The sequence below is a fragment of the Streptomyces sp. NPDC033136 genome, from assembly GCF_055578235.1.
In genome coordinates this window covers 134,717-158,107 of record NZ_JBVIPD010000014.1, presented here as the reverse complement: position 1 = coordinate 158,107, position 23,391 = coordinate 134,717, and the positions used below count along the sequence as shown (strand labels likewise).

Sequence of the window (23,391 nt, the reverse complement as noted above, 5' to 3'; positions counted from 1 at the left end):
GGTCAGTTCTCCTTCAGTGCGTCGCCGAGCTTGTCGAGGGCGGCCCGTGCGCCGGCCTCGGCTGCGGCCTGGATCTGTGTGGCGTCGAGGCCTCCGCCCTCGGCGAGCTTGCCGACCGCAGCGCCGAGCGCGGCGACCTGCGCGACCAGTACGGCCGTGTTCTCGGCGGCGCGGCGGGAGTGCGCGTAGCCCGAGCCAAGGGCGGTCTGTACGAGGATGCTGCCGTCCGCGATGCCCTTGTCTTCGGGCCAGGCGTCCTTTACCCAGTCGCCGACCGGGACCTTGTCGGTGAGCTGCATACCGTCCTCCTTGGGGGCGTTGGTCTTGCCGGTCGCGCGGGCGACGATCCCCGGGAACACGACCTTCTTGAACTGCTCTATGCGGGCCGGGCCCGGGCAGGCGGTGCCTCTGGTCGACCACTCGCGGAACATGGAGTGGTAGCCGAAGCCCGGGTCGGCGTGCGTGCGGCAGATCCGCAGGGGGACCCCGTGGCGCTGGTGCATCCACACGCCGAGCCGGATGAGTTCCTCGACCTGCTCGTCGGTCCATGGGTCGCTCGCGCTGGTGTTGGACGCGGTCTCGACGGACACGGCGCCCGTACCGTCCGCGCGCCGGTTCGCTGCGGCGTTGGCGTCGGCGCGGGTCTCGGTGCCGATGTACTGGGCGATGTCGCCCGCGTAGCCGATCCCGAAGTGGCTTTCGAGGTTGGTGGAGTCGCGCCAGTACTCATAGGTGCGTCGCGCCGTCCACGGGCCGACGATGCTGTGAACGATGAGCTGCGTCGGCCGGATCGCCGGCTGGGCGTCGCTCTCAGGCTGCAGCTCCATCTTCGTGGCGTGGGGATACCAGGCCATGGGCCCTCCAGGCATGGGAAAGGCCCCGGCCGGCGGCTCGGGGCGTGGGGTGGGCGGGGTCAGGAGACGAGGTTGGCGCCGGGCGAGGTGGTGCCGCCGGTGTAGGCGGTGATCGCCGCCGTGCTGAAGATGAGGGCGGTGCCGACGGCCCAGCCGCCGTTCGTCAGGTCGTTGTTCGCGACGACGTTGTCCCCGGCTGAGGTGCCGCTGATCGTGATGCCGCTGGTGCCGGTGCCCTTGATGATGCGGTTGCCGGTGACGGTGCCGTCCTGGGCGCCGTCGCTGAGGCGGACACCCGCCGACGCGGCCGACTGGATCCAGTTGCCCTGCACGGAGAACTTGCTGGTGCTGGCGATGAAAACACCGTGGTTGGTGGTGGTGCCGTCGATGGTGTTTCCGGTGATGTTCGCGCCGGTGCAGCCCGTGACGTTGACGCCGTTGGAACCGGCACTGCGGATGGTGTTGGAGCCGACGTGCGCCCCGTCGCAGTTGAACACCACGACGCCCGTGGACTGGGTGCCGTCGATCGTGTTCCCGGTGACGTTCGGTCGGCTGCAGTACTCGACGTGGATGCCGTTGGAGGTGTCCGTGTTGAAGCCCAGCACCGAGTTCCCGGCGATGACGACCTGGTCCCAGGTAGCGCCTGAGGCGCCGAACACCCTGATGCCAGAGGCGTCTTTGGCGCCCTCGACGGTGTTACCGACGATGGTGACGTTGCGGCCGTTGGCGGAGAAACCCACCTCTGCAGGGTTCGGGCGGGACAGCTGGATGCCGGACAGGCCCGAGTTGACGATGACGTTGTTGGCGATCACTGCGCGGCGCCAGCCGTACCCGTAGACGCCCTGGTGGCCCGGGCTGTCGACGCGGTTGCCGATGATCTGGATGCCGTAGTAGTAGACGCCGGAGCGCAGCATGTGCGAGCCGAAGCCGCGGCCGAAGGACCCGAGGCGGCTGGACGGGCCGACGTAGCAGCCCTCGATCAGGATGTCCTTGCACGGGGTCTCGTCGAAGTCGCCGATGGCGGCGCTGCCCGAGACCGCCATATCGATCTGCACGGCCTCGGAGAAGTCGCGGGAGCCGTCGCCGCTGTTGTCCTTGTAGCCGAGGAGGCGGCAGTTGATGGCGCGGCCGCCGCTGGTCGAGTTGAACTCCACACCGTGCGCCGAGGACACGTTGGTGATGGTGGCGTCCCGGACGGTGATGTCCTCGCAGTGGATGAACCCCATGACGTTCGTCATGGCGGTCACCGTCCCGACGCCGGCGTCGGCGGCGTTGCCGTCCCACGTGCCGCCCAGCACCTGGATGTGGGAGTGGCCGGTGTAGCCGCTGAAGGTCTCGCCGCTGAGGAAGTTCCTGAGCAGGCCCGAGTTGCCGATGGCCTTGATCGTGGCCCCGTAGGCCCAGATCGTCGTGTTGTCGTAGACGACGAGGAAGGTGGACACGCCGTAGGTCTTGCCGCCGGGGATGACGACCGTGCCGCCCCCGGCGGCGTGCGCGGCGTCCAGCTGGGCCTGGATCGCCCACCCGTCGTCAGAGGTACCGTCGCCCGCGGCGCCGGTGACCCAGAACAGGCCGGCCTCTGTGAACGTGGTGATGTCGGTGGTCTCGTCGTGGGAGAACCCGCCCGGCGTCTCGCTGATCCACATGGAGGTGACGCGGACGTTGGTGCCGGTGGCGATGCCCCCCGAGCCGGAGATGGACCGCAGCTGCACCACGCCGGAGGTGACGATGGTGGCCTCGCCGTCGGTGGAGCCGTTGCCCCAGGTGGCGTTCACCGGCCGGGGCGGGGCCCAGCCGGACGGCAGGGTGCACAGTTCCGGGTCTCCGGTGATGTTGCCGGACCCGGACGACGACTCGGTGATGTCGGCGCCGGTCCGCGTGACGAAAATGTCGACTTCGGTGATGCCGTGCACGCGGATGCCGGTGAACGACGACACCGTCCAGCCGGACGGCACGGACAGCCCCGACGTGATGACCTCGTCGGCGGTGTTGTCCATCAACCGCTCGGGGGTGAGCTTGAGCCCGTTGAGCCACTGCACGCGGGCGCCTCCTATTCGGTGAGTGCCGTGAACGGCATCTGGAACAGCGACACCCGGGCGCCTACGGGCTGCGCCTTGACGACGCCGTTGACGCTGCGGACGACCGTGAACGTCTGCGGGCTGACCACCCGAAGGTCCTGGTAACGGATCTCCGGGTTGGTGTTGGAGTTGGAGCTGGCGGAGATCGACCGCATGGCGATGGGCGCCGACGACGTCAGCGACGTGTCGGTGACATCGATCTGCCACTGGGCGGGCTCACGGCTGCCGGCGGGCCACACCTTGCCACGCAGCTGTTCGCCCACCGCCTGGAACCGCAGCCGGTAGTAGGTGCCCACGCTGTAGCTGCCGGCGCTGTAGCTGCCCAGCTCGCTCTCCGTGCCGGCCACCCGCTTGCGGACGGTCAGCGTCAGCGTCCCGGTGGTGTTGAACGCCAGCCTGGCCGCGTACAGGTTGTTGCCGTCGGTGTAGCGGCCGGTCAGCGACCCGGACAGGAACCCGCCGGTGGCCGTGGCGCTTGTGGCGATGCTGCCGTAGACGTCGAAGTCGGCCTGTGTGAAGTCCAGGACCGATCGGCGTGAGACGTTCCCGGAGGCCAGCCGGTGACTGCCGTACCCGCCGCCCACCTGGTAGTCGTCGGCCGCTCCGCCGCTGTTCTGCCACGGCTGCCCGGTGTCCGCGCTGCCCCAGCCGTCGATGGTGGTGCGGGCGAAGGTATCCTCCACGGCCCCTGTCACACCGGTCAGCGTCATGCGCTCGCCGTCGACGAGGATGTCCATGGGGAAGTCGCCCGGGTAGTCGGCCGACCGTGCCCACAGGGCGCCCTCGTTGACGACCTGGAGGGTCGTGGCGGTGGCGGTGGCCGCCGTGGTGAGGGTGCTGCCCGTGGTGTCCGCGCGGGCCTCCCCCACCACGGCCGTCACCCACGGCCCGTAGGGCACGCAGTTGAACGTGATCTGCCACCGGTAGAGGTTCAGGACCTCGGTGTAGCCCTGCACCAGCAGATACAGGTCGTCGAACGAGTACTTGGTGGGGACGTTCGTCAACTTGATGACGTCGCCGACATCGAGCTGAGTGACCTCCGGGACCTGGTCGACGATCGCCCTCGCGTCCACCGTCAGGGTCGGGAACCTCGCCTCGTCCCAGGTGCCCAGATGCACGCGCCACGCGGCCAGGCCCTCGCACTGCTCGTCGCTGTAGAGGCTGAGGGTGACCTGCTTGGCGTACCGGCCCACGCCGTCCTCGTCCAGCTCGGGCGGGTTGACGTTCAGCGGCCCCGTCTTCTTCTCGTACCGGCCCGAGGATCCGCCCTCACGCTGGACTGTGGAGTCGTTCTCCAGTGCGGAGTCGTCGTCGACGGGCGCGAAGGCGCCGACCACGTGCCCGGGCTGGGTGTAGTCCAGGGTCAGCTTGGGCGTCTGGTTCTGCAGCGCGGACGGGGACAGGTACAGGAACCCGTTGCGTGCGCGCTGGTCGAGGAGAATCCCGCCGTCAGCGGCGGTCGCCTCCCGCACGGCCGTCAGGAACGTGTCCACCGGCTGCGGCCCCACCCGCTCACCGGCGAACCACTTGCCGCGCCAGGCGAGGGGAACATCGTTCTCCCGCGCCACGCGGTTGATGCGGTCGGAGGTGAACTCGCCGGCGTAGCCCAGCAGCATGGTGCCGGTGGAGGCCGAGTTGTCGTAGGCCTGGGTGCTGGTGGCGTCCCACACGGAGATGTGGCCCAGGGCCAGGCCGTCCATCTGCTGGTGCCAGCCGTTGGGCGGGGAGCCCACGGAGGTGACGCGGCCGAGGGTGCCGGTGTAGCTGTTGCTGTAGGCGCCGGCGTCGCCGCCGACGTCCTGCCACACAATGACCCAGGTGACGGTCGACCCGGTCTGATAGGCGTAGAAGCGGGCCAGCACCCACTGGTTGAACAGGTCGGCGCCGGTGTCCAGCAGGTGGGAGACGACGGCGACACCGTCGGCGTTGTAGCCCAGGATCCGGCTGTTCACCCCGGCGATGTTCGACACCTGGATGCGCCAGTCCCGCACGGTGCCGGACGTCTGGATCGACATGTGGGAGGCGTAGGCCGACGGTTGCGAGTTGAGCCGGTACAGCCAGTACACCGACCAGGCGGTGGACGATCCGCCTGCGGGAATCTGCCCGGACAGCCGGGAGGTGACGGCACCGTTCTGCGTGTTGACGGTCGGCAGCGCAGCGGAGGACGGCAGCGACGAGTCGGCGGCGAAGTCCATGTTCAGCACCGTCATCGGCTGCACGCCGTCGATCGGGCTGTACGCGCGGGAGGCGTCGGAGCCCTCTTCCAGCGGCCAGTAGGCGCGCGGGCTGTAGCCGGGCACCCGCCGGGCCAGCACGGACTTGAGCGGGTCACGGCCGGAGTCCAGGCGCCGCTTGAGGGACTGGGCGGTGATCCGCACGATGCTGTCGGTGTCGGAGTCGTCGGTCTCGGCCGGCCACTCGGACACCTCGCCGTGGAACCGGTAGTTGCGCGCGGTGATCTGGGAGCCACCGGACAGGGTCCACAGGTTGCCGGTCGAGTCGGTGAACGACGTGGCCCCGGCCGCCACGCTGGTGAAGTCGACGTCGGCGACGACCAGGCCCTTGATGCCGCGGCGGACCTGGAAGCGCCGGCCGTAGCCGATGAACGGGGTACGGGGGATGCTGCCTGAGGGGTCGTTGAAGCCAATGGCGAGCGGGCCCGCCGTCACCGGCCGCACCCCGGTGCTGCCGTTCAGGCCGAGCGGCGAAGACACCGACGACCAGGGGCCGCCCCACTCGTCGGCCTGCCAGAACTGCACCCTCCAGCCACCGTCACCGTTGTCGGCGTCGAGGGTGGCCCGCAGCACCTTCCCGCCGAAGCCGGAGACGGTTTGAAAGGCATGCTGCTCAGCGCCTGCCGCGTTGATGAAGCGGAACCACAGGAAGCCGTTGTAGACCGACAGCATCCACTGCTTCTCCGCCGACACCGGCGACCACTTGCCGATGATGGTCTGGTTGGCGGTGGCGGAGGTGAGGGTGGCGTCGAACTCCACCCGCACGTCGATGTCCCCGGCGATGTTCAGTGCGTCGCTGTGCGGGGTGGTCACCGTCCCGGTGTCGTCGAGAATCTCCAGGTGGCTGGTGGCCGACGGCAGGCTGATCCGGATGGGCGTGTTGCGCGACAGCTGCCGGTAGTACGGGGACAGCGGGTTCCTGGGCGAGTACTTGCCGTGCCGGTTGTTCAGGGCGAACGTGTACTTCGACGGGTCCGCCTCCGAGGCCCACGAGGACAGGCCGCGGGTGCCCTGCATGTCGGAAGCGGTCCGCACGTCCGCGCTGATGTCCGTCCAGATGCCGCCCAGGTTGAGCTCGGTGGTGATGTCCACCCGTCACGTCCCCTTCCCTTGCCCGTAGGCCCGCTGCACGCTGCCACCGCCGTAGACGACGACCGAGCGGCGCATGAACCTGTTGAAGTCGTCCTCCGAGCCGCGGAACTCCACCACCGTGGTCTTCTCCACGGACGCCCTCGCGGCCGCGGATACGGAGGTGTTGAGGTTCGCGGGGATGCCGGCGGTGATGCCGCCCAGCTGCCGCTCGAACGCGGGCAGCTGGTCGTCGACGCCGTCCATGAGGCCGGACATGAGCGCCTGCCCGGAGGGGGCCAGCAGCTTCAGGTCGACCGTCATGGGCCCCTTCCAGTCCGGGATCATGCCGGTGATCTCGGAGAACTTGCTGCGCAGCGAGCCGATCATGGATGTCACGCCGTTGATCAGGCCCCGGATGATCGAGCGGCCGGCGTTCAGCAGCAGGCCGCCCAGGTTGCCGACGGCGTTGAGGATCCGCCCGGGCAGGCCCCGCACCCACGCGATCATCGCGACGAGCTTGACGACGGCTGCGTTACGGACGCCGGCGAACCACGCGCCCACGCGCCCGGGCAGCGACGACAGCCACCCGAAGATGCTCAGCACGGTGCTGATCCCCGTGGAGATCACCGAGTCCAGGAACGAGATTGCTGCGGCCGCCGCGCCGGAAACCTTGCCCCACAGCCAGTCCCACGCGGCTGACACCCCGCTCGTCATGGCGGACCAGATGTCCTGGAACCAGGTCGTCTTCGTGGCGATCATGACGATGATGGCGACCAGGGCGACGATGCCCAGGATGATCCAGGTGACGGGGTTGGCGAGCAGTGCCGAGTTGACCGCCCACTGTGCGATGGCCCAGATACCGAGGGCCACGGCCAGGGCCAGCACGACCGGCACGACGGCCTGCACCAGCCCGGGGTTCTCCGCCATCAGCTGAGCTACGGCGCTCAGCGCCGGTGCCAGAGCCGTACCGATGGTGGTTGTCAGGGTGCGCAGGATGCTGTTGAAGGCCTGCCCCGGCGAGGCGGCCAAGTTGTCGGCGACTGCCTTGGAGGACCCGGCCACGTCGTCCAGGCCCAGCTTGGCGATCCCGCCGGCCTTCCCGAGGCCCTCAAGGACCGCTTGGGCGTCCTCACCCGGGCCGCCCATCAGTTCGGCGGCGAGCCGGGTTCGGTCGGTCTGGTTCTTCACCCCGGCCAGTGCGGTGGTGATCTGGTCCAGGGCCTCGGTGCCCTTACCGGTGTTGACCAGGTCCTGAATGTCCCCGACATTCAGCTTCAGTTCCTTCAGCGGGTCAGCGACCGCGTCCGTGTCCGCCAGGCGCAGCGTCAGTTCCTTCAGCGTGTCCGCGACCTTGTCGATCTCGAACACCGGGGACTTCGCGGACTCGGCGAGCAGGCCCATCATCTGCGGGCCGGTGAACCCGAGCTGGTCGAAGAACTGGGAGTACTCGCGGGTGACGGCCGGGATCTCCTCGCGCAGCGCGGGGGGCAGCTTCTTGGCCGCCGCGGTGATCAGGTCGAACGCCTCCTGGCCGTTCTTGGCCATGCCCGACTTGATGAGCTCACCGGCGGCCTGCGTCGACTCGGCGACGTCGAACTTGAAGGTGGCGGCCAGGGCCTCGGCCTGCCGGGTGAGCTCGGTCAGCTCGCCCTTGCTCATGCTGGTGAAGCCGCCCATGTTCTGGGACACGGCGGTCAGCGAGTCGGCGACGCTGGTGACGGACTCGCCGAAACCCTGCGCGAAGACGTCACCGGCAATCTGCCCGGCCTGCTGCGCCTGGCCCTCGGTCAGGTTCAGCTGGTTCTGCAGGTTGGTGGTGGCCGTGGTGATGTCCATGGCCGACTCCAGGCCCGCCAGGAACAGCCCGCCGACAGCGATTCCGGCCGCGCCGGCGGCGATCCCGGACAGGTTGTTCTCCACCTGCCCGGCCGCGTCCTGGCTGCCCTGGTCCAGGCCCGACGCGTCGATGCCGAGCCTGACCAGAACCTCGTCAAGAGCCGTCACGGCCGCCTCCCTTACGTCGTCTTCTGGGTGGTGTCCGTGCCGCCGAGCCGCTTGTTGATGCCCTTGACGGTGGCGAGCATCTGCCGCCAGTCCTGCTGCGCGCCGCGGTCCCACTTCGGCAGGAAGTCGGCAGGCTTCATCACGCGGGAGCCCTTGCCGCGGTTGGCGTTGGCGATGACCGAGGCGAGCATCGCCATCTGCACATCGCTGCGGGCGCCGCCCAGCGGGCCGGTGACCCGCTCGTAGGCGATCCACTCGGTGAGCTCCGCCGAGCTGTGTGTGCGCAGCAGCTCAGCGACCGAGAGGCCCTTTTCGAGCGCTAGTCGGAAGTAGAACTGCCGCTCGGGGCGGCTTCGGAGTTTCCCTCCGCCGTCTCCACGGCCTTCTTCCCGAGCCCGGACAGGCGCTGGGCCTTCTCGTGGAGCCGCTGAAGCACGGCCCCGTTCTTCGCGCCCAGCTCGGCGATCTCCTTGTCGGTGTAGAGCCGCTCGAAGTTCTCGTCGACCAGGCACAGGGAGACCAGGCGGGCCGTGGCGTTCTCGAGGTTCACGCGCTGCACGGAGCCGTTCGGGCCGAGCTGCACCAGGGACTTCTCATACGCGTTGCGCGCGGTGCCGGACAGGCCCAGCAGGCGCACGTCGCCGCCCCACTCGGGGACGGGGACGTCCTCCCATTTGCGGTCGTCGGCGCCGTCGATCTGGGCGCGGGACAGAAGAGCCATTGCCGGTGTCCTTCCGGGTCAGGACAGGGTCGGCTTGCCGGTCACCTTGAAGGTGAGCGACGCCGACAGCTTGTCGTCGTAGGGGGCATCCGGCTCGAAGCCGGTCATGATGGCCGCGAACGCCCACGTGGTGGGAGTGGTCGGGTCGTCGGGGAACACCAGCTGGTAGTTGCGGGGCTCGTCGTCGTCGAAGTCGGCGACCAGCAGGTCGTGCACGGCGGGCTGGTAGTTGATGTCGACGGACACCTCACCGCCGTCCTTCAGACCGCCGACGTGCTCCATCCAGGCGTCCGGGCTGCCATGGCTGGTGACGTCGAGGGTCTCCCGGGACAGGCCCGGGCCGGAGATGCCGGTGGCGTCGGCGATGGCGGTGAAAACCTCCGTGGCCGCGCCGTCGCCCCGCTTGAGCTGTGTTCCGAACGCGTTGATTCCGGACATGCCGGTGCCTCCTCGGGCATGAGAAAACCCCGGCCGTCCGGCGCGGGGACTGAAGGGGGGTCAGGCGGGCTGCTCTGTGACCACCCGGTAGCGCAGCACCACATGCCGGATGTCGCCGGGCGGCTCCGGGTCGGTGAGGGTCTGCGAGAACTCGAAGCGTGTGACCACGTGGGCCAGGCCGGTGATGGTCAGCGGCTGGTGGTCCAGTAGCTGCGTGATCTGGTCGGCGATGGCCAGGCCCTTGCTGTGGCCGCGGTACTTCGTCCACACGTGCAGCGTCACCACCGTCTGCCGGCCGAAGCCGCCGTGCCGGTTGTCGGGGATCTCGGTGGCCTCGCCGATGACGACGAACGGGTAGACGTCGTCCTCGGGGACGTAGTCGAAGACGCCCGTGACGGTGGCCATCAGGGCGCTGTCGCCGGTGAGGCGGGCGTAGATGGCACGCTGCACCGGCAGCATCGCGGTGGGAGCGGTCATCGTGGCAGCACCGCCCCGATCTTGGAGTTGATGCGGTCGCCGATCTTCGCGCGTTCGGCTTCCAGCGCGGGAACCAGCGAGGGGTTGGCGGGCCTGCGGCGGGTGCCGAGCTCCTGCCAGTACGCGTACCGGTCATCGAGGTCCCACCAGCCGATCTCCGCCAGCAGCCGGCTGTTGTGGTATCGGGCGTCGACGCTCTGCTGGAGGTTGCCGGTGTCCCGGGCGACCTTCTGCTTCGTGTCGTCGACGACGGCCTGGGCGCCCTCCTTCAGAGCCTCGAACGCCGCCTGCCGGATCTCGGTACGCAGGTCGTTCAGCTGGCCGCGCAGCCGGTCCGTACCCACGACCTCCACCGTGATGATGGTGCTGCCGCCACGCCGGCCGCCACGTCCACGGCCGCCCCGGCCTCGGCGTCGTGCTGCCATGACAGGCTCCCTTCAGGGCTACCGTCGGGCCTTGGACAGCAGCCGGCGGATAGCGGCCAGTTCGGCGGCCACCGCCAGCTGCGCCCACACCAGCCGCTCGTCCGTGGCCATCTTGGGGTCCTCGGCGCGCTGCTTGCACTCGTGCGGCTCGCTCGCCATGAACGGCTGTTCCATCAGCTCTCCTGCTGGGACTGGGTGAGCTCCACCTCGGCCTTGGAGTAGACCGGCGTGGAGGGCTGGATGACGGACTGGACACGGAACTTCTGGGCGTTGCCCAGGTCATCGGTGCCGCGCAGCTCGTCCCCGCGGCGCACGTCCGCGCGCGCGGACAGGTACACGTTGTGCGAGTGCCGGGACCCGGCCTGCTGCGCGATCAGCCGCTCTGTCGGGGAGGGCTGGTCGACCTTCGCCCGCACGGTGCCGACCTGCGTGATGGTGACCCCTTCGCCGCCCGCGCCGTCGTCCACCGTCGTGGTGCGCCACACCTCAAGCGTGCGGTTGAGGTGCCGGCCGATGCCCTTCATCGGGACATCAGCGCCGTGACGCTGTTCCCGAACCTGGCCGCGAGCCGGTCCCGCCAGGACTGGGTGAGCTCCATCTCGGTGACCCGTCCGTCGGCCCCGTAAGTGACGGACCAGTCGCCGAGCCGCTCGGAGGTGACCTCCTTGTCGGCGGCCAGCCCTGTCCCGCCGTCCTCCGACCGGTACGCCACCAGCGCGGCCGCGACCGCCCGGCACACCAGATCGACGATGTCGTCCGGCACGGACAGCAGGCCGTGCGTGTAGGTGACTCCCACCTCGGACGGCTCGATGCCGGACCAGCCGGCCGCGCGCCACAGCCGCTCGGAGCGAAGCCGCCAGTCGGTGACGGTACGGCCGTCGACAGTGACCGCGTCGACGGACACGATGGGCGGGCCGGGCAGCGTCAGCCGCTGCCCGGGCACGCCCTCCAGAGTGAGGGTGGACGTGGTGCGGGTGATGGCCGTCCCCGCGGCCTCCCGCACCACCGCAGAGGCGACGCCGAGGTACACGTTGACGATGCCCACCTCGCCCGGCTCCACGGTCAGGCCGCGGGCCTCGAGGTCGTCCACCGTTGCCAGTGGTGCCAGTGCCACGGCGTCCTCCCTGCTACTTGGCCATGTCGATCAGGTCGGCCTTGGTGTAGTTCGCCGCGTCCTCACGGGACATGCGCTGCAGGCGGGCCACGTAGGCGACCCACTCGGCCTTCGGCGCGCTCTGCGAGGGCCGGTCCGTGTCGCCGTCCTCGGGCGGAGACACGATCTCCTCGCGCGGCTGGGGGCCCGGATCGTCGCCGTCGCCGCGCTCCGACTTGATCTCGGTACGCGGCTTGGGGCTGTCCTCGCCCGGGGCGGGCTTGGACTTCTCCTCGGCCCGCGGCTGCGGCTGGCCCTCTGCGGCGGCCTCCGGCTCGTCGTCCGGCCAGGACCACTCCCCGGCCTTGAGGCGCCGCTCGATGAGATCCCGCGTGAACGGCTGGCCGACCCTCACCCGGAACAGGGCTCCGGCCGAGCCGCGCAGCAGGACCTCCTCGCCGTCCTTCAGCTCCCGGGCCATCAGATGATCACGTCCGCAGCGGCCAGGCCCTTCGGGCGGACGACCTTCGCGCCGTACAGGTGCAGGCCCTTCACGATGTCCGCGAAGCCCTTCTCCTTACGGGTCGCCTCCGTCTTGTTGATCTGCTCGGCGTAGGTGACCGCGCCGTTGTACCCGGCGATGACCAGCTTGCCCGCGCCCGCGCCCGGCCCGTCGGGGGCGTTGTTGGACATGCGGATGGAGAAGCCGGCGGCCTGGCCGACGAAGCCGTTGGCGCGGGTCGTGGCCGCCTGGGCGTCGCCTGTGCCGACGAACCGGGAGTCCTTCAGCAGCAGGCCGTAGAACTTCGGCGTGACCACGGCCCAGCGGGCCTCGGTGGGGACGTCGTCCTCGGTGAGGGTCGTGCCCAGGTCGACCAGCAGGTCGTAGGCGTCGGACGGGGTAGCCAGGGTCTGCTCGGCGACGAGGTTGCCCGCGTCGACACCGGCGGCCATGAGGCCGGCCACGTACTGGTCGGCGACGTCGCGCAGCTTGTAAGCGGCCTTGCGGGCCTGCTCGGTGAGGACCTTGCCGCCGTTCATCGCCTGACGCTTCTCGATGTCGTCGACCTCGAACGCGAAGTACTTCGCCTGGTCGATCAGCAGCGTGGCGTCGGAGTCGTCGACGTCCTCGATGGTGATGTCGGTGTGCGGGGTGTAGTCGCCGATCGTCGGGTCGGCGAGGGACGTGATGTGGACGGTGTCGCCGTAGTTGGCGATGTCGCCCTCGTAGTCCCGGTTGACGACGCCGGGGGCGCCGTAGACGTGGGACTTCTCCAGGGTGACCAGGAGGTTGGCGTTCCAGACTTCCGGCTTGAAGGCGCTGATGGCCATGGTGACTTCTCCTCAGGGGGTTACCGGTTGGAGCCGAGGTAGTCGTCGAGGCGGCCCTCGTTCTGGGCCTTGACGATCTCGGCGTGCTTGCCCGCCTGCGACAGACGCTTGACGTCCGCCTCGGTGAGCTGGGTGGGCCGGGCATTCCCCTTGCGGGCGCCGGAGTCTGCGGTCCCTTGGAACCGCGGCTTGGTGCTGCCGCCTTGCGCGGCCAGGTACGGCTTGGACTGGAGCAGGTCATCGATCGCGTCGGCGACCTCGTCGGCGTCGACGTTGCCGTCGTCGTCGACCTCGAACTGGGACAGGTCCAGGAACCGGTGCGCGTCGGCCGGGTCGGCGAGCTTGCCCGCCGCGGCGGCCCGCACCTCGGCCTTCACCAGGCGCTCGTTCACGCGGGCCAGGGCCGTCGCCTCGGCCTGTCGCACGAGCGCGTCGGGGTCGGGCTGGTCACCGTCGGCCGGCTTGTCACGCTCGGCCAGTTGGGCCTCGAGGGACCTCCGGCGCTCGCGCTCCGCCTTCAGCTTGCCCTTCATGGTGTCCAGGGCCTTCTTGCCCGGGTCGCCGAGCTGCTCGGCGCCCTCCGGGTCGGCGTCCGTGTCGTCCACAGTGGCCGGGTCGATCGCGTCGTCCGGCTCTGCGGGCTCGGCTGCCGGGTCCAGGTCGTCGTCGACGGCGGGCTCAACGGCAGGCGTGGGCGTGCTCATGGTGTTCTCCCATTGCGGGTGCGGGCCCGTGCGTTGCGCGCGGGCGAGGGGTCAGACGATGTAGCCGTGCTGCCGCAGCAGCTGGACGGCGTGCTGCCGGTCGTCGGCCAGGCGGTAGATCTCTTCAGGCATCAGCCGCGCCACGTTCGGGCGGAATCCGCGCATGGACCGCGAGCGCGGGATGGCGCCCTCGGCCTGCAGGCGACGGAACTCCCGGCGGCGGAACTCGCCGCGCACCGTGCCCTCGGTGGTGGTGATGGCCCGGCCGCCCAGCACGGAAGCGGACTGCATGCCGCGGCGGGCGTTCACCAGCTGACCCAGGTCGGCGCCCTCGGCGAGGGCCTTGGCGCCGGCCTCGCCGAACGTCTTGCGCTTCTGCGCGTCGGACATCTGCGCCACCAGCTCGCTCGGCGACGCCGGGCGGGGCCGGTGCTCCCGGGTGATGGGCTCCATGCCGCAGTTGCAGCGCGGATGCCGCAGGAACGCCTTGTCCGTCTGGTACTCGTTCCCGGCGAGGACCACGCAGCGCGAGCAGGCGCCGCCCTCCACCACCCGGATGTAGCCGGTCACCGACGGACGCGCGGTCATCCCCACCGAATCGGCGGCCCGCCCCGTGTCCGCCACGGCCGTCCTGACGATGGCGTCCAGCAGCGACCGCCCGGCCACCAACGACTGCACGATCGGCCGTCCGGCCGTGACCAGCCGCAGCGCCGTCCAGACCGGCGCCATCAGCACCCCGGCGAGGGGACGGCCCGTGCCGTCCACGCCGGCGAACGCCTCCGGGATCGGCTGCCCGGCGTCCGGCCGGTCCTCGTTCTCTACGCCCAGCAGGCTGTCCAGCCACGGACCGGTCATCTGCGCGGCCGTCATCTGGCTCGTCATGACGATGGCGAGGACGTCGCCCAGCAGACCGGCCCACGACTGCACGAGGTTGTCCTGGTCCAGGCGCCGCCACACGCGGTGTGTGGCCAGGGCCGTAGCGAGGGCGAGACGCTGCCGCGCTTCCATGTGCGCGACCGCCTCCGGGGTCGGGCTCACGCCGCCGGCTCCTCACCCTCGTCGGGCTCGGGCGGCTCGTTGCCGAGGGTCGGCGGGCCGCCGCCGATCTGCCGGGTGAGCTCGGTGACCGGGTCGGCCTCCAGCTCCTCCATGCGCATCGCCATCACGTCGGCCACCTCGGTCGGCGTCAGCCCGTACTTCAGCGCCAGCCACTTGAAGGGGAAGCCCAGCTGCTTCAGCTTCAGCAGGGCGTCCGCCAGCTGCGCGTGGGAGCGGGACTCTGCGTCCTTCCACAGCACCCGCCCCGAGCGCAGCGCGGCCGCCTTGTCGTCCTCACCGCGGGCCAGTGCGATCAGGCGGGCCATCTCCCGCAGGCCCTGCCCGGACCAGATCTGCTTTTCCTCCACCCGCTTGACCAGGCCGGTCTCAGCGGCCAGCAGGGCGCCCTCCGCCAGGTTGGCCATCTTCCCGATGAGGTAGTGCTGGGGGGTGCGGGTCTGCGCGGCGAGGTGCCCCACGGCGACCTCGATCATGCCGGTGTACATAGTGAGGTTGGCGGCCTGCCACTCGCCGATGCGGACGTCCTTGCCGTTGAACATCATCACGCGGTCCACGGCGAACTTCTCGATGTCCACCGGCTGGGTGCCGATGACCTCGCCTTCGCTGTTCAGCTTCGGAATCACCGGACGCTCGGCGCCCATGATGACCCGCTGCGGGAAGCTGGCGTAGTCGGAGGCGGTGAACAGCTGCGCCCACAGCAAGTTGATCGCATTCTGCATGGCGATCACGCCACCGACGTCGCTGATCGGATCGGCCGCCAGGGACGGCTTGTTCGGCAGCTCCACCATCGGCACCACGCCCATGGGGTTGGGCTGCGGGTTCGGCTCGCGCAGCTGCTCCGGGTCGCGCGGCTTCCACTGCCGCAGCGCCTCGTCGACGTCCACCATCTGCGGAGACTTGCCGCCGTCCGAGATCAGGTGAGGCCTCGAGAACTTCCACACCTCATCGGCGAGGTACAGGGTGGCGAAGTCCTGATTGCCGTCCTGCCACCGCTTCAGGGCCGCCCTGCGCAGCCGGCGCGAGCCGGGCTCGTAGGCGATGACGCACTGGGACGGGTCCTCGAACGTCACGACCGGTGTGTCGGGTTCGGACGGATCGCCCCACACCAGCGCGAAAGAGCGGGCGTTGACGACCGAGCCGAGGAACCCCAGCTGGCTGTCGGCGTCCAGCCCGTTGACCTGCCACACCTTCCACAGATCTTCGTCGGCGTCCGTCTCGCCGGACGCCTGGAAGCCGGTCACGGTCATCCGCTCCACCGGGGAGTCGGCCACCACCTGCGTCCAGTTGTCGGAGAAGTCCCGGTAGCGGTCCCCGTGGAACTTCGCGAACTCATCCGACGCGAACTTCAGCGGGTGGTCCCCGCGGTAGAACGCGTTGTGGGTGGTGATGTCCCGGCTGCGCTGGATCAGTTCCGCCTCAAGCAGCTGCACCAGCTGGAGGGCCTGCGCCTCGGTTGCCATCGGGCCCCCTTTCAGCTGCCGTAGTAGTAGGACACCTGCTTCTCGGCGAGGCCGGCCGCGATGACGTCACCGAGCGCCTCGTGGGCGAGGACGCTGGGAATGGTGGCGTCGATCTTCTGGGCAGGGCTCGCCTTGCGCAGCACGTAGCGGTCCATCGGGCGCGCGGCCGCGCGCGTGTTCGCGATGTGGTCAGCCGTGATCGGGCACCCGTCGTGCGAGAACGCCGTCCCGCCGCTCTTGACCACGTCGGTCTTCAGCCGCTCACAGGCCGAATGCATCTGGACGATGCGCCGGGTGTGCCAGCGGATGACACGCTCCTCGCCATACAGGTCCACCCACTCGTCGATCTCCGACTCCCAGTACGGCGGGTCCGCGTACAGCCGGACGACGTCGTAGCGGAACATCAGCTGGTGCATCGCCGCGCGCACCTCCGCGCGCGGGACCTGGCCGCCGTGGTCGGCGGGGTTCCAGATGGTCGGCTCGTCGTTCTCCCCGTAGACCGGGGTGAACTGGTAGCCGTCCATCGTCTCGGCGCGGATCGCCGTCCAGTCGTCGACGTCCGAGCCGTCGAATCCGAGGACGATCCGCGTCATCGGACGCACCCTGCGCGGGGAGGCCTTGGCCGCCCACTTCGCCGGGTCCAGCCAGGCCGCCGAGCCGGACACGCACCGGTTACCGAAGAACCTCTCTGCCTGCGCCGGGTCCTTCTCCATGATCTCGGCGGCCTCGGCCTCGATCGCGTCCAGGTCGACGTGCGACGAACCGGCGTACACCACGGTGTGGATCTTCCGGCGGTCCCGCTTGCTGCCATAGGACAGCGTCTTCGGGGCCTGCGGGTGGTAGCGGAAGATATCCCGGGCCTTGGACCCGGACGTCGTCTGAGCCACCGAGTTCTCCGACGGGTCCCACCCGTTCGTCGTCTCCATCGACCGGCCACCCATGCCGGCCAGACCACGCCGCTGGGTCTCGGCGACCCTGCGTAGCTTGTTCGCCGTGGTCCACAGCCCGGTCTCGTCCTGGTTGGCGAACGTGATCGGGTTGCCCAGCCGGGACATCGCCGACGACGTCACCGTGTCGATACGGCCCTGGTCGCCAACCCGGGTGAACTCCTCGCCCACCCGCATGAACTCCGACAGCGGGCCCAGCTTCACCATGTTCCGCAGCGGCCGGTACACGTTGTCGACCTGGTCCTCGGCCGTGGCCACCAGCTGGATCAGCGGCGTCGGCCACGGCACGCCCATCGGCTCGCCCGGCTCGTACTGGTACCACCAGCCGCAGCCGCAGCCGTGATCCGAGCACCGGTACACCTCGCCGCCGCGCGCCCACCCGGCGAACACCACCGGGCCCGCGGCCTCCGCGAGCGTGATGGTCGCCGACCACGGGCCCTTGCCGGTCTTCTGCGGCGCCACGATCTGGCTACGGCGGTAGTGGAACGCCGGCGCCAACTGAGGCACGCGCGCGGTGGGCTTCACCCGGTAGTGGTTGACCGTGCACCACAACTGCCATGGGTACAGCTCGAGGTCCTCGCCCTGCCGGAAGCCGTCCGGGATCGGGCAGTGAGCCTCGATCCAGTCCGGGACGATCCACAGGGTGGGGAAGTCGACGACGAACTCGGGCCCGGCGTCAGGCCCCTTCGCCACTGGGCACGACCTTCAGCCGATCCCGGGCCGAGCGTCGCCGGGGAGCCTCCGCAGCGGCCGGCGCCTCGAGGGCGGCCAGCTCGGAGGCCGGGGCGATCTTCCACCGGTTCCGCAGCATTCCCGAGACGCTCAGGCCGAGGCTGTCGAGGTAGCCGCGCACCATCTTCTTGATGTCCGCGCGAGCGTCGGGCCGCTCGGCCTCCGCCAGCGTCCGGCAGAACAGCGCCACCTCGAGCGCCTGGCCCAGCTCGGCCCACATCACCGCCTGCGGCTTCGCCCACAGGTCGTCCCAGATGGTCTCCTCGCGCGGCGTCGCCTCCGTCAGCGGCCACTCGGGCACCTCACCGGCGTAGCCCTCCGCCGGCAGCGTCTTCCACCCGCCGACCTCAGCCGCCTTGGCCTGCCGCAGAGAGGTCGGGTCCGGCGGCGGCCCGGACACGGTGCGCGCTCCACCACGGGGCATGTCGATCACTCCTCCACGCTGCGTTGCGCAGCACGAACGGCGTCACGTTGCGTGACGCCTGGGGGGTCTCAGGTGGACCTCTGAACCCGACGGACCAGACAGCGCCCTCCCCCGCGTCGCTTCCCCCCGGGCTGGCTGGGGGTCACCCCCCTGGGTGCGGTCACGGTGCGTCACCCGTGTCCCCATGTCTCGCGCGCGGTCTTGCGGCTGTGGTGGCGCTTGCTCATGGCCTGCCAGTTGGTGGGGTCGAAGCCTCGTGGTCCGAGTGGTCCGAGTCCGTCGATGTGGTCGACCTCGGTTGCGAGGTCGCGCTGTAGCTGAGGCTTGGCTGAGCAGTCGTCGCACTCGCAGTACGGATGCGTCTCGAGGTAGGCGGCACTGGCCTTGCGCCAGGCTGCTCCTCGTCCTGCGTCCTTGTGCTGGGGGCGGGATGCTCTGGCCTTGGCCTCGCAGGCTGGGCATCGTCCGCTCGGGGTGAGCGTGGGGCAGCCTGGTGTGGGGCAGACCTGCATGGCTTTACGCCTGGGCATGCTCAGTCTCGCGTGATCTCGCCAAGCATGTCGTGCAGTACGTCGCTGGCCTCGCCTGTCTCGGGGTGGATGCGTACAGCGGCGGGGGGCTGGTTGGCGTGCGCGTGGTCGCGGTACTGCTGGGCGGCCTCGTTCCTGTCGGTGAAGCCGGTGTTGAGTCCGCAGGGGCAGACGATGCAGGCGCGGCCGGTGGCCTCGTACTGAGCCCATTGGCCGTCGGGCTGCTTCTCTCGCAGCTCGGCGACGATGAGTAGGCGGTGCAGCATGGGGCCTCCTACGTGAACGGGATCTGCACGGTGATGAGCACTGGCCCATCACCCACCCTGACTTTGCGGCCTTCAGTGTCCTGAGCCAGCAGGCCGACAGTGAGGCCGTCCTCGTGGTCCAGTTCGAAGGTGGTCACGGATCCCGGCAGCCCGAGGGCGTCCAGGGCTGCAAGCGCCTGCTCGCGGGTGATGCTCTCGGGGAGTTCGGGCAGCTGGATCACAGCATTCTCCTGGGCATGCCGAGGCCCGGCCGTGCTGGTGTGCACTGGCCGGGCCTGGGTGGTGTGGGTCAGGACTTGCAGTAGGCGTCCTTGATGACCTTCACGATCTTCTCGGCCATGGCGTTGTCGACGCTGGCGTCCCCGCCGTCGTACCGATACGCGGCGTTGCCGATGACGGTCTTGCCGTCCTTGCCCTTGCGGATGTCGTCGCAGACGTTGACCGAGCGGCGGACGGCCCGTTCCTTGTTGACGGTTAGGCCGGGGTCGATGGCGGTGAGGCCGTCGATGAGCGTCTTCTGCTGGGCCACGTTGGGCCGCAGGAAGGCGCTGTTGGTGGCCGTGGTGCTGGGCTTGGTGTCGGCCTGGTCGTCGGTGCTGCCGCATGCGGTGAGCGTGAGGGCGAGCACGGCGAGGATGCCGGCGGTGGTGGTGCGGGTGCGCATGGTCCCCCCTGGGATTGCTGGTGCTGAGGGGTCATCATGCGGGCTGGGGAGAAGTGGTGGAGGCGTGGTGACGCTGTTGTGACACGGCGAAGCCCCGGCCGGGGGGACCGAGCCGGGGCTTCGCCGTATGTCTGTGGTGCCCGTCTCGGGACACAGTTGTACGCCGAGATCGTGACACGGCGCTGACCTGCGGTCAAGCGGCCTTGCTGTTGCGCCTCTCGACGACGAGCGTGGCGACATCCTGCCAGGCGTACCAGGGCTGTCGGGGACTGCCGCCGGACCGCTTCAGCTTGCCGCGCTGGACGAGCTTGCGGACGCCGTCCAGGCCGATGCCGAGTTGCTCGGCGGTCTGGTGTGCGGTGAGGTGGCCGGGGCGGATGATCTGCGACTCCATGGCTCCATGATGCGGCAGCGGTGTCGCCTGTGAGGGCTCTCGGTGAGGCTGATTGCGGGACCTTTCGAGGGTCTCGCGTGAGGGTCCGAAACTCGAAACTTGCCAGCTCAGGGCCGATATCGGGGGCGAAACCGGTTTCGGGGCGGGGTGAAACCACTACCCGTTCCCGAAACCGGCTCGGCGGCTTCTACTCGCTGTCCTCGGGGGCCGGGAGGTCGGCCCAGCGGAGGCCCTTGGCGCCGCCGCAGCACTCCCGGATGGTGAGCTGCCGGGTGGACACCTTGAAGGGCTTCAGGGCGGCGCTGAGCGCCGTGGACGATCCGGCGGCGTCCATCTCCGTCCACGGCTTGTACAGGTCCGGGCGGAACCGGGCGAGGGCCTCGACGAGGCGGTGGGAGTGCACGGCCTCGACTCCGTCCGGCCAGATGGCCCGCAGGTGGTCCACGACCGTCTCGACGTCCTGTTCCTCGACCTGGGCGCCGACGGACTGCCCGGACAGGGTGCCGGCGGCGGTGCGCAGCGCGAGTGCGCGTTTGGCGATGTCCTCGGCTTCGGTCTGCTTGATGAACGCGGCGCGGACGGTGATGCCTTCGCGGCCACGGGCGAGGATGCCGGTGCCCTGTTCGTCGATGCTGATGTCGGTGGCGCGCAGGCCGCGGTCGTAGGCGCCGGTGCCCAGGACGTTGTTGTTGGCCCTCCAGTCCATGACGGCGAGGCACAGGCGCGTGCCGACGCTGGACGACACGGAGGAGGGCAGGGACGGGGCGTCGGGGTTCTGGGTGAGCAGGATGAGGATGATGCCGTAGGCGCGGGCCTTCTTGATGAGGCGGGTGGCGAGGGCTGCGGCCTCTTCCTTGTAGTCGTCGTGTGTGAACAGCTCTTGGACCTCGTCGATGACGATGACGCGCGGGCCCAGGTTCTGATCGGGGTACTTCTCGGCGAGCGCGCGGGTGACCTTGCGGCCCTCGGGCACTTCGGAGGCGGGCAGGGAACGGACGAACGCGGCGCGTCGCTGGTACTCGGCGATCCCGGAGCGCATGCCGGCCAGGGCGGCCTCCAGGTCCTCGTCCTCGTCGCCGGAGACGTAGCGGTGGCAGATCGGTTTGACGGAGTCGAGGTCGCCGGAGCCCTTGAGTTCGTAGATCCACAGTTCGGCGGTGGGGTCGAGGGCGACGCCGAGGACGATGGCGAGCGCGCAGCTGGTCTTGCCGCTGCCGGGGATGCCTCCGACGAGGAGATTGGAGTACATGAGGGTGATCTCGACGAGGTTGCCGCGCGGGTCGAAGCCGTAGGGGAGCGGCTGGTAGACGTCGGCCTGGCCGTCCTTCATGAGCGGCCAGAGTTTGCGGCCGGCCTTGGCGGGGTCGCGTTGGGCGACCCACAGCACGAGGCGGCCGGGGTGGGCGGTGCGGTCGGCTTCGGGCCACACGGTGCTGATGGGCCGTCGCATGGCGGCGGCGAGGGCGGCGCGCTTCTCCAGGACGGCGGTGGCCTCGACGCCGGGCGGGAGGTCGACTTCGGCGCGCCATCCGGGTCCGTCGCGCATGACCTCGGAGGCGAACTCGACGCCGCGGCGGCCCTTCTTGCCCTCGATGCCGATGGCGGCGAGCGCGTCGAACACCTCGGTGGAGTCCAGGCGCCGCATGACGTTGGTGGCTACGTAGCGGGTGACGAGGGACTTGTCGCCCTTCCTGCCGTTCAGGCCGCACAGTGCGGCGGCGGTAATGGCGGCCGTGGCGGTCCAGCCGGGCACCAGGAACGCGCTGACGGTGGCGGTGATGCTGGTGACGGTGGCGACGGCCAGGGAGGCGATGCGGCGGGGGCGGACGCGGCGGGAGTGCTCGCGCGAGAGTGCCAGCCAGGCCTCGATGTCGGCGGAGGCGGCGGCCTTGGCCTCGACGGGCCGGGCGTCGGTGTCGGCGACCCACCGGCCCCAGCGGACGATGAGCCGGCCGGTGCCGCGCGGCGCGCGCAGCAGGAGGCGGGCGAGGTAGACGGGCGCGCGCAGGGCGTGGAAGGCGGTGACGTGCGCGTAGTACGACACGGTCCAGCGGGTGGCGTCGATGAACTCGGCGGCGTTGCGCAGGAAGGTGGGGACGACGGGCGGGGCCTCGGCCAGGTAGGCCTGCTTCTCGGTGATCCACGTGCCGGGTTCGGTGGCCTGCTCGGGCGGGTCGACGGGCCTCGGTTCGGCGTTGGCGACGACGTCGATGATGGTCTCGGTCAGGGTGTCGCGGGCGTCCTCGGCAGGCGCCGGGGGGACGTCCTTGTGGAGTTGGACGACGTTGTTCGTCATGCTGGTGGGTCCTGTCTCCCTGCTGGGGGGATGGGGGCCGGGGACGGCCGGACACGCTGGCCGCATGCGGCCGTCCCCGGGGCTGCGCTACTTGCTGTGCTTGCGGCGGCGGGCCTGGTTCTCGATGCGTTCGACCTTGCGCTGCAGGTCGCTGATGTCGACGTCCATGCCGGCCATGCCGCGCTTCGCCATCCGGGCGACCAGCCCGGCGATGCGGGTCTTCTCCCCGAACGTGAGGTCGGCGGGCGTGAGGTCCTCGGCCATGGTCACTTTCCCTTCTGGAAGTCGGCCCACAGGCCGCGCAGGATCAGCAGGCAGGCGGTGGCGCAGGTGGCGCCGATGGCGATGGCGACGGCGAACAGGGCGCCGACCAGGCCGACCGACACGACCACCCCGCCGATGACCACCCACTTCTTCGCGTCGAACTCCTGCCGGGTGGGCGCCGGCTGCTGCGGCTGCTGGGTGTTGAGCAGCTGCTGCGCGGCGAGGATCGCGGCGATCTGCCGGGTGAGCTCCGTGTTCTCGGCGGCCTCGACCGCGTCCCGCGCGGCCTTCTCCACGTCGCTCACTGGGTCTCACCGGCCAGTCGCATCGGCTGGATGCGCCACGACACCTCGGAGGCGGGGCAGTCGGTGCCGGGCGCCCCATGGGTCAACCAGCCGCCGGGGTGGGCGCCCTCGCGTTCGGCGGCCTTCTCGGCGTCCTCCCGGGTGGCGTGGACGCTGTGGAACTGGCCGCGCTTCAGCAGGACGAACACGTGCTGCTGGGCCGCGGCCGTCTTGCGGGCGGTGCGGAGCAGCATCCGCAGGGCAGCCCGGTCCTCGGTGTCGAGCAGCTGCTGGGCGCGCAGCGTCTCCAGTTCGCCATGGGCGCGGGCGGCGGCGGTGGCGAGGCGGGCGTGCTCGGCGCGCAGGTCCTCGAGGGCGGTCTCCGCTCGGATCGCGGAGGTGGTGGCCGTCTGGGCGTCCTGCTGGTGCTTCTCAGCGTCGTCACGGGCGGCCTGGGCGGCCGTCTCGGCCTCGGTGATGTCGGCACGCAGGGCACGCAGGGTGCGGGTACGAACGATGGAAATCATGAGAGTCCTCGGGAGTCTGAAAGGACAGGTGAGCGGGGCCGGACGCGCGGCGGTGAGCGGCAGCGCGGCCAGGTGGAGCACCAGCAGGACCCCTGGGGGATCCTGGACAGGTG

27 protein-coding genes are annotated in these 23,391 nt (G+C 70.1%); all 27 read right to left on the bottom strand.

The window, feature by feature from the left end:
* Positions 1-2: 2 nt before the first annotated feature.
* The gene (locus tag ACZ5TL_RS25080) at positions 3-854 is read right to left on the bottom strand and encodes a peptidoglycan recognition protein family protein (protein WP_468592508.1); all 852 of its coding nucleotides are present in this window, start codon (positions 852-854) and stop codon (positions 3-5) included.
* Positions 855-913: 59 nt separating this feature from the next.
* Positions 914-2,893: a right-handed parallel beta-helix repeat-containing protein gene (locus tag ACZ5TL_RS25075; RefSeq protein WP_468592506.1), complete on the bottom strand. Its 1,980-nt coding sequence runs from the start codon at positions 2,891-2,893 to the stop codon at positions 914-916.
* Positions 2,894-2,904: 11 nt separating this feature from the next.
* A complete protein-coding gene (locus ACZ5TL_RS25070) occupies positions 2,905-6,258 on the bottom strand; it encodes a hypothetical protein (RefSeq protein ID WP_468592504.1) in 3,354 nt (1,117 codons plus the stop codon).
* Between the two features lie 3 nt (positions 6,259-6,261).
* Positions 6,262-8,241 carry a phage tail tape measure protein gene (locus ACZ5TL_RS25065; protein WP_468592503.1) on the bottom strand — a complete coding sequence of 660 codons (1,980 nt, stop codon included), beginning with the start codon at positions 8,239-8,241 and terminating at the stop codon, positions 6,262-6,264.
* Between the two features lie 11 nt (positions 8,242-8,252).
* Positions 8,253-8,528 (bottom strand): phage tail assembly protein T, encoded by a 276-nt coding sequence (locus ACZ5TL_RS25060; protein WP_468592564.1) that lies wholly within the window; start codon positions 8,526-8,528, stop codon positions 8,253-8,255.
* A gap of 32 nt (positions 8,529-8,560) precedes the next feature.
* Positions 8,561-8,962, bottom strand: a complete 402-nt coding sequence (locus ACZ5TL_RS25055) for a hypothetical protein (RefSeq protein WP_468592502.1) — start codon at positions 8,960-8,962, stop codon at positions 8,561-8,563.
* 18 nt (positions 8,963-8,980) lie between these two features.
* Positions 8,981-9,400, bottom strand: coding sequence for a phage tail tube protein (locus ACZ5TL_RS25050; RefSeq protein ID WP_468592500.1), 420 nt, complete (start codon positions 9,398-9,400; stop codon positions 8,981-8,983).
* Positions 9,401-9,460: 60 nt separating this feature from the next.
* Entirely contained in the window at positions 9,461-9,877 is a 417-nt protein-coding gene (locus ACZ5TL_RS25045; protein ID WP_468592498.1) for a DUF3168 domain-containing protein, read from the bottom strand.
* Positions 9,874-10,302, bottom strand: coding sequence for an HK97-gp10 family putative phage morphogenesis protein (locus ACZ5TL_RS25040; RefSeq protein ID WP_468592496.1), 429 nt, complete (start codon positions 10,300-10,302; stop codon positions 9,874-9,876). The genes ACZ5TL_RS25045 and ACZ5TL_RS25040 overlap by 4 nt, the downstream gene beginning before the upstream one ends.
* An 18-nt stretch (positions 10,303-10,320) precedes the next feature.
* Entirely contained in the window at positions 10,321-10,476 is a 156-nt protein-coding gene (locus ACZ5TL_RS25035) for a hypothetical protein (protein WP_468592495.1), read from the bottom strand.
* Entirely contained in the window at positions 10,476-10,826 is a 351-nt protein-coding gene (locus tag ACZ5TL_RS25030) for a phage head closure protein (RefSeq protein ID WP_468592493.1), read from the bottom strand. The genes ACZ5TL_RS25035 and ACZ5TL_RS25030 overlap by 1 nt, the downstream gene beginning before the upstream one ends.
* The gene (locus ACZ5TL_RS25025; RefSeq protein ID WP_468592492.1) at positions 10,823-11,416 is read right to left on the bottom strand and encodes a hypothetical protein; all 594 of its coding nucleotides are present in this window, start codon (positions 11,414-11,416) and stop codon (positions 10,823-10,825) included. Before ACZ5TL_RS25025 ends, ACZ5TL_RS25030 begins: the two co-directional genes overlap by 4 nt.
* A gap of 13 nt (positions 11,417-11,429) precedes the next feature.
* The gene (locus ACZ5TL_RS25020) at positions 11,430-11,876 is read right to left on the bottom strand and encodes a hypothetical protein (RefSeq protein ID WP_468592491.1); all 447 of its coding nucleotides are present in this window, start codon (positions 11,874-11,876) and stop codon (positions 11,430-11,432) included.
* Entirely contained in the window at positions 11,876-12,727 is an 852-nt protein-coding gene (locus ACZ5TL_RS25015) for a major capsid protein (protein ID WP_468592489.1), read from the bottom strand. Before ACZ5TL_RS25015 ends, ACZ5TL_RS25020 begins: the two co-directional genes overlap by 1 nt.
* 20 nt (positions 12,728-12,747) lie before the next feature.
* On the bottom strand, positions 12,748-13,431 hold the full coding sequence (locus tag ACZ5TL_RS25010) for a hypothetical protein (protein ID WP_468592487.1): 684 nt from the start codon (positions 13,429-13,431) through the stop codon (positions 12,748-12,750).
* 51 nt (positions 13,432-13,482) lie between these two features.
* Positions 13,483-14,469, bottom strand: coding sequence for a VG15 protein (locus tag ACZ5TL_RS25005; protein WP_468592486.1), 987 nt, complete (start codon positions 14,467-14,469; stop codon positions 13,483-13,485).
* Complete coding sequence (locus ACZ5TL_RS25000; RefSeq protein WP_468592484.1) at positions 14,466-15,950, bottom strand: phage portal protein; 1,485 nt, start codon at positions 15,948-15,950, stop codon at positions 14,466-14,468. The genes ACZ5TL_RS25005 and ACZ5TL_RS25000 overlap by 4 nt, the downstream gene beginning before the upstream one ends.
* An 11-nt stretch (positions 15,951-15,961) precedes the next feature.
* Positions 15,962-17,590: a hypothetical protein gene (locus tag ACZ5TL_RS24995; protein WP_468592482.1), complete on the bottom strand. Its 1,629-nt coding sequence runs from the start codon at positions 17,588-17,590 to the stop codon at positions 15,962-15,964.
* Positions 17,574-18,053, bottom strand: coding sequence for a hypothetical protein (locus ACZ5TL_RS24990; protein WP_468592480.1), 480 nt, complete (start codon positions 18,051-18,053; stop codon positions 17,574-17,576). Before ACZ5TL_RS24990 ends, ACZ5TL_RS24995 begins: the two co-directional genes overlap by 17 nt.
* A gap of 532 nt (positions 18,054-18,585) precedes the next feature.
* Positions 18,586-18,849: a hypothetical protein gene (locus ACZ5TL_RS24985; RefSeq protein WP_468592478.1), complete on the bottom strand. Its 264-nt coding sequence runs from the start codon at positions 18,847-18,849 to the stop codon at positions 18,586-18,588.
* A gap of 8 nt (positions 18,850-18,857) precedes the next feature.
* Positions 18,858-19,070: a hypothetical protein gene (locus ACZ5TL_RS24980; protein ID WP_468592477.1), complete on the bottom strand. Its 213-nt coding sequence runs from the start codon at positions 19,068-19,070 to the stop codon at positions 18,858-18,860.
* Positions 19,071-19,138: 68 nt separating this feature from the next.
* On the bottom strand, positions 19,139-19,513 hold the full coding sequence (locus ACZ5TL_RS24975) for a hypothetical protein (RefSeq protein WP_468592476.1): 375 nt from the start codon (positions 19,511-19,513) through the stop codon (positions 19,139-19,141).
* Between the two features lie 193 nt (positions 19,514-19,706).
* Positions 19,707-19,907, bottom strand: coding sequence for a hypothetical protein (locus ACZ5TL_RS24970; RefSeq protein ID WP_468592474.1), 201 nt, complete (start codon positions 19,905-19,907; stop codon positions 19,707-19,709).
* 187 nt (positions 19,908-20,094) lie between these two features.
* Complete coding sequence (locus ACZ5TL_RS24965; RefSeq protein WP_468592472.1) at positions 20,095-22,203, bottom strand: FtsK/SpoIIIE domain-containing protein; 2,109 nt, start codon at positions 22,201-22,203, stop codon at positions 20,095-20,097.
* Between the two features lie 87 nt (positions 22,204-22,290).
* The gene (locus ACZ5TL_RS24960; protein WP_468592470.1) at positions 22,291-22,467 is read right to left on the bottom strand and encodes a DUF6257 family protein; all 177 of its coding nucleotides are present in this window, start codon (positions 22,465-22,467) and stop codon (positions 22,291-22,293) included.
* A 2-nt stretch (positions 22,468-22,469) separates the two neighbouring features.
* Positions 22,470-22,772, bottom strand: a complete 303-nt coding sequence (locus ACZ5TL_RS24955) for a hypothetical protein (protein WP_468592469.1) — start codon at positions 22,770-22,772, stop codon at positions 22,470-22,472.
* The gene (locus ACZ5TL_RS24950) at positions 22,769-23,278 is read right to left on the bottom strand and encodes a hypothetical protein (RefSeq protein ID WP_468592468.1); all 510 of its coding nucleotides are present in this window, start codon (positions 23,276-23,278) and stop codon (positions 22,769-22,771) included. Before ACZ5TL_RS24950 ends, ACZ5TL_RS24955 begins: the two co-directional genes overlap by 4 nt.
* Between the last annotated feature and the right edge of the window lie 113 nt (positions 23,279-23,391).

What these genes read in the sequence shown, in the direction of transcription:
- ACZ5TL_RS25080 (WP_468592508.1), bottom strand. Translation starts at nt 854, where the DNA reads ATGGCCTGGTATCCCCACGCCACGAAGATGGAGCTGCAGCCTGAGAGC.
- ACZ5TL_RS25055 (WP_468592502.1), bottom strand. Translation starts at nt 8,962, where the DNA reads ATGGCTCTTCTGTCCCGCGCCCAGATCGACGGCGCCGACGACCGCAAA.
- ACZ5TL_RS25050 (WP_468592500.1), bottom strand. Translation starts at nt 9,400, where the DNA reads ATGTCCGGAATCAACGCGTTCGGAACACAGCTCAAGCGGGGCGACGGC.
- ACZ5TL_RS25045 (WP_468592498.1), bottom strand. Translation starts at nt 9,877, where the DNA reads ATGACCGCTCCCACCGCGATGCTGCCGGTGCAGCGTGCCATCTACGCC.
- ACZ5TL_RS25040 (WP_468592496.1), bottom strand. Translation starts at nt 10,302, where the DNA reads ATGGCAGCACGACGCCGAGGCCGGGGCGGCCGTGGACGTGGCGGCCGG.
- ACZ5TL_RS25035 (WP_468592495.1), bottom strand. Translation starts at nt 10,476, where the DNA reads ATGGAACAGCCGTTCATGGCGAGCGAGCCGCACGAGTGCAAGCAGCGC.
- ACZ5TL_RS25030 (WP_468592493.1), bottom strand. Translation starts at nt 10,826, where the DNA reads ATGAAGGGCATCGGCCGGCACCTCAACCGCACGCTTGAGGTGTGGCGC.
- ACZ5TL_RS25020 (WP_468592491.1), bottom strand. Translation starts at nt 11,876, where the DNA reads ATGGCCCGGGAGCTGAAGGACGGCGAGGAGGTCCTGCTGCGCGGCTCG.
- ACZ5TL_RS25015 (WP_468592489.1), bottom strand. Translation starts at nt 12,727, where the DNA reads ATGGCCATCAGCGCCTTCAAGCCGGAAGTCTGGAACGCCAACCTCCTG.
- ACZ5TL_RS25010 (WP_468592487.1), bottom strand. Translation starts at nt 13,431, where the DNA reads ATGAGCACGCCCACGCCTGCCGTTGAGCCCGCCGTCGACGACGACCTG.
- ACZ5TL_RS25000 (WP_468592484.1), bottom strand. Translation starts at nt 15,950, where the DNA reads ATGGCAACCGAGGCGCAGGCCCTCCAGCTGGTGCAGCTGCTTGAGGCG.
- ACZ5TL_RS24990 (WP_468592480.1), bottom strand. Translation starts at nt 18,053, where the DNA reads ATGCCCCGTGGTGGAGCGCGCACCGTGTCCGGGCCGCCGCCGGACCCG.
- ACZ5TL_RS24985 (WP_468592478.1), bottom strand. Translation starts at nt 18,849, where the DNA reads ATGCTGCACCGCCTACTCATCGTCGCCGAGCTGCGAGAGAAGCAGCCC.
- ACZ5TL_RS24975 (WP_468592476.1), bottom strand. Translation starts at nt 19,513, where the DNA reads ATGCGCACCCGCACCACCACCGCCGGCATCCTCGCCGTGCTCGCCCTC.
- ACZ5TL_RS24970 (WP_468592474.1), bottom strand. Translation starts at nt 19,907, where the DNA reads ATGGAGTCGCAGATCATCCGCCCCGGCCACCTCACCGCACACCAGACC.
- ACZ5TL_RS24965 (WP_468592472.1), bottom strand. Translation starts at nt 22,203, where the DNA reads ATGACGAACAACGTCGTCCAACTCCACAAGGACGTCCCCCCGGCGCCT.
- ACZ5TL_RS24960 (WP_468592470.1), bottom strand. Translation starts at nt 22,467, where the DNA reads ATGGCCGAGGACCTCACGCCCGCCGACCTCACGTTCGGGGAGAAGACC.
- ACZ5TL_RS24950 (WP_468592468.1), bottom strand. Translation starts at nt 23,278, where the DNA reads ATGATTTCCATCGTTCGTACCCGCACCCTGCGTGCCCTGCGTGCCGAC.